The following is a 4,208-nucleotide window of genomic DNA, read 5'->3' as shown; positions in this document are numbered from 1 at the left end:
ATCTACCTCGCCTCCCTGGAACGATCCGTCCTCGACGACGCCACCCGCCTCGTCTCCGAAGCAATCATACCCGCCGACTGACACCCCGCAACCCCGCCCGAACCGTCCTTGAACCCTTTTCCCAAGGGGGCAGTCCCATGTGGGCTCGCCCGGCGTCGGCGCGCTCGACGATCAACTCGGCAGCTGTGTGACCATGAATCGTGAAATGGAGTTTACGAGACCGCCATCTTTATATTTGGCCGACGATATAGCCGTTCACCTCCGGACCGTAGGCCGCATAATGTAAAACATAATGTGAAACAATCACACGTCAAGACCCCAATCCGGACAACAATTTTACTGCTTTTCCACTACCTTTGCAAATATAATTTCAAAAAAAGTTTTATAACAAAAACATATGAACAACAAAATCATCACTTCTTGCCTCGCCTTGCTCCTCGCTGGTAGCATCGCCCAGGCACAAGTTTCACCTAAGTTGCGTACAGGATACGCTAACCCTGTCTCTGACAGTTGGTTCGAGGCAGACCCTACATCCGTGGAATACAACGGTCGCCTTTACGTCTATGGCACCAACGACCATCAGCAGTATGAACACACACAGAAGAACCACTACGACAAGATCAAAACCCTGACCATCATGTCAACCGACGATATGGTCAACTGGACTCATCATGGTGTCGTTCCTGTGGGCGAACTTTGCAAATGGGTAAACTCTTCATGGGCTCCTTCTATCGTATCGAGAAAGGAAGCAGATGGCAAGACACACTTCTATCTGTATTTCGCCAGTAACGGAGGTGCTACGGCTGTGCTTACATCCACATCGCCTGTAGGTCCATGGATTTCACCATTAGACAAAGACCTCGTGACAGGAGACATACCAGAGGTAAACGGCTGTGCTTTCGATCCGGGTGCTGTTATTGATGACGATGGTGTGGGATGGATTGCCGTAGGTGGCGGTCAGGGACGCATCGGTCGATTGGGCAAGGATATGATTTCCATCGACAGCAAGTTCATCAATCCACATCCTATACACATCATGGAGGCAAACGAGATGAACTACATCGGTGGCAAGTATGTCTATACCTACTGCATAGACTGGGCTGACCACAACGATGGCACATTCTCTGGTGACATTCCTCACACTTGTAGCATGGGCTATATGACTACTACCACGCCTCTCGACTCTACATCATGGAAGTTCCAGAATGCCTATCTCAACAATCCTGGTGAATTTGAAACATTCAAGTGGACAAACAACCACACTCACTTGCAGAAGTTCCGTGGCAAATGGTATATCATCTACCACACAGAGATGCTCATGGAAGATATGAATATATATGCTGAAGGCGGCCCTGAAGGAGCCTCTAAGGAAAATCTTATGGGGCATTTCCGCAGCATCATGATTGACGAAATACAAGTCGATGAACAGAATGCACACATTTATCCTGCCAAGATGACCAAGCAAGGTCCAAAGCCGATACAAGCACTCAACCCATTCATCATACAGCAGGCAGAAACAGTAGCAGCTGCAGAGGGTATCAAATGGGAGGCAGGAGACGGAAATGGCAACATGATAGCCACACGCGGCAAGGCTTTCTCCAAGCACGCCCTGCCAGATGAGAGCATCCTCCTCGTCCGTGGTGCAGACTTCAGCAAGAAAGCAAAGAAGTTCACAGCAAGGCTGAAGGGACAGAGCAAGTTGACTCTCCACCTCGACTCTATTAACGCTCCTGCCACTGCCACGCTCAGTAGCGCTGCTGACTGGAAGGACGTATCTGCCAAGGTCAACATTCAAGGCACTCACGACATCTATTTCAAACTCACTTCCGACCTACAGTTCGACTACTGGCAGTTTAAGTAAAAAAAAGAAGTGATGTGTCATGAAAAAGGAGGCTGTGTCAAGGAACAACTAACGGGACGATTACCGGCCTCGATGGGCGATTTGTACTGAAAATCAATTTAATACATACAGACAATGAAACGAATAACAACCTTATTAGCAAGCATTCTTATGGTAGCAAACTGCGTACTTTTTGCGCAGACCACATTTAAGAACCCCATCCTGACCGGCATGAATCCCGACCCAAGCATTTGCCGGGTAGGTGATGATTTTTACCTGGTAACCTCTACCTTCGAATATTTCCCGGGATTGCCCATTTACCACAGCAAAGACCTGGTGAACTGGAAATTGATAGGCCACGCATTGACCACACCGAAAAGCAATCCGCTGAAAGGCGCCAATGCATCTTACGGAGGCCAGTACGCCCCCACCCTGCGCTATCACGACGGTACGTTTTATGTAATCGGCACCAATTACGGTGGCGAAGGCTCGCAGGGCATCTCTTACGTAAGCGCCAAAGACCCCGCCGGACCGTGGTCGGACCCTATTTGGATTGGCGAATGGTATGTTGACCCGTCGTTAGAGTTCATCGACGATACTGTTTACTACCTCAGCCCGGACAATGCAGGTAGTTTCCTGCTGGGTACGATAGATATAAAAACGGGCAAGTTCATTGAGCCGCTGCGCAAAGTAGCTTCCGGACTGGGTGGTTCCGCCCCCGAAGGCCCTCACTTCTATAAAGTAAATGATTACTACTACATCATGTCCGCCGAGGGTGGAACAGGCTATGAGCACCGCGAAGTGATACAGCGTAGCAAATCGCCTTGGGGCCCCTACGAGCCGAGTCCCATTAACCCCGTGCTTTCGAACATGAGCGTTCCCCAACATCCTTTCCACGCCATAGGACATGCTGATTTTGTTCAGCTAAAAGACGGTAGCTGGTGGGCGGTGTGCCTGGGCATCCGCCCGCAGAACGGTAAGTTTCAACACCTGGGGCGCGAAACATTCCTGGCGCCCATCACCTGGAATGCGAACGGTTGGCCCAAAGTGGGTACGGACGGCATTGTAAGAGAAGAGTTTCCCCGCCCCAACCTGCCCGTGCATGCGTGGGAGAAAGATCCGGTGCGGGACGATTTCGACGGCAATACATTGAACTTGTACTGGAATTTCCTCCGGAATCCTTACGCGAAAGACTGGTCGCTCACCGAAAAGCCGGGCTACCTGCGCCTTAAAGGTTCGGAACTGAACTTCAGCCAAAACGATTCGCCCGCCTTTATAGGCAGACGGCAAACTGCTTTCGACATAACGGCTTCTGCAAAGGTAAACTTCACACCTGTTGCCGATAATGAAGAGGCGGGGTTGGTAGTCAGGGCCGACGATAAAAACCACTACGACCTATTCATTACCCGCTACGACGGGAAGAAAGTGGTTATGTTACGCAAGTATTTGCAGGACAAAGTGGCGGAAGTGAACTATAAAGAGATTCCCGACGGGGATATCGTATTGCGCATCACTGCCACCACTTCGGAGTATAAATTCTGGGTGCAAAAGGAAGGAAAGGAAACGCAACTGATAGGCACAGCCACCACCAAAGATGTATCGAACGAAAAGGTAGGGGGCTTTACGGGGGTGTTCATCGGCATGTATGCATCGGGAAATGGTAAGGTGAATACGAATCCGGCGGATTTCGATTGGTTTGAGTTGAAGGGAGAGCGATGAAGAAATGGGTGATTGCAATTTCTATAGTAATATCTTCTTCCTGCGAAAACACGTATTCACACCTGGAACAGGCCCTCATACTGGCCGGAGAAAACAGACCGGAACTGGAGAAAGTAATTGCGTATTATTCTTCAGACAGAGCCGATTCTTTAAAATTGGAAGCGGCTCTGTTCCTGATCGAGAACATGCCCGGACATTACTCGTATGAGGGGTAACAAAGAAAAGGCATCGAGTTCGAGCCGCATAAAGCGAATACGTTAGGTTCTTCGTCACTTTAGGTGCAAACAATTTGCTTTAAACTCCTTATTCATCGTGGTTTTAGAAAAAACTACATCTTCTGTTTTTTTACGTACTAACCATTTAATTTATAATAGAGAGGAATCTTGCAACCAGTATATCAGAAAGGGAACAGCATTGCAGAATGTATCTCAATATTCACCTAAAGTGACGAAGAACCATTACCTTTGCAAAAAACAATAAGTACATTAAAATGATACGGGAAGCCATTATTAAGTCCTCGGTTATAAAAGAGGGACAAATAGTTGATGAACGTTTATATAGTATCAGGAAAAAATGAAAAAAGATATAGGAGATCACATTATTCGTAAATTAGATTTGCAGGATATAGTTAAAGTGTTGTCCGATGAAT

The 4,208-nt window shown here is 48.1% G+C and carries 3 protein-coding genes and 1 pseudogene; 3 read left to right on the top strand and 1 reads right to left on the bottom strand.

The genetic code is table 11. The features are described 5' to 3' along the window. Positions 1-118: 118 nt before the first annotated feature. Positions 119-214: pseudogene (gene rhuM / locus B2Z67_RS07350) on the bottom strand (RhuM family protein); the annotation flags it as partial. A gap of 183 nt (positions 215-397) precedes the next feature. On the opposite strand from rhuM, the gene B2Z67_RS07345 reads away from it, so the two are divergent. The 3 genes from B2Z67_RS07345 to B2Z67_RS07335 all read left to right on the top strand — a co-directional run bounded on the left by B2Z67_RS07345 (position 398) and on the right by B2Z67_RS07335 (position 3,774). Further along, on the top strand, positions 398-1,861 hold the full coding sequence (locus B2Z67_RS07345) for a glycoside hydrolase family 43 protein (RefSeq protein ID WP_291529171.1): 1,464 nt from the start codon (positions 398-400) through the stop codon (positions 1,859-1,861). Positions 1,862-1,975: 114 nt separating this feature from the next. Beyond that, positions 1,976-3,559 (top strand): glycoside hydrolase family 43 protein, encoded by a 1,584-nt coding sequence (locus tag B2Z67_RS07340; RefSeq protein WP_291529170.1) that lies wholly within the window; start codon positions 1,976-1,978, stop codon positions 3,557-3,559. After that, the gene (locus tag B2Z67_RS07335) at positions 3,556-3,774 is read left to right on the top strand and encodes a hypothetical protein (RefSeq protein ID WP_291529169.1); all 219 of its coding nucleotides are present in this window, start codon (positions 3,556-3,558) and stop codon (positions 3,772-3,774) included. Before B2Z67_RS07340 ends, B2Z67_RS07335 begins: the two co-directional genes overlap by 4 nt. The last annotated feature ends 434 nt before the right edge of the window (positions 3,775-4,208 follow it).

Origin of the sequence: Bacteroides sp. UBA939, from assembly GCF_002293435.1 — a bacterium.
Taxonomy (GTDB): Bacteria; Bacteroidota; Bacteroidia; order Bacteroidales; family Bacteroidaceae; genus Bacteroides.
The sequence above is the reverse complement of the archived record's forward strand: the minus strand, read 5'-3'. Positions and strand labels throughout refer to the sequence as shown.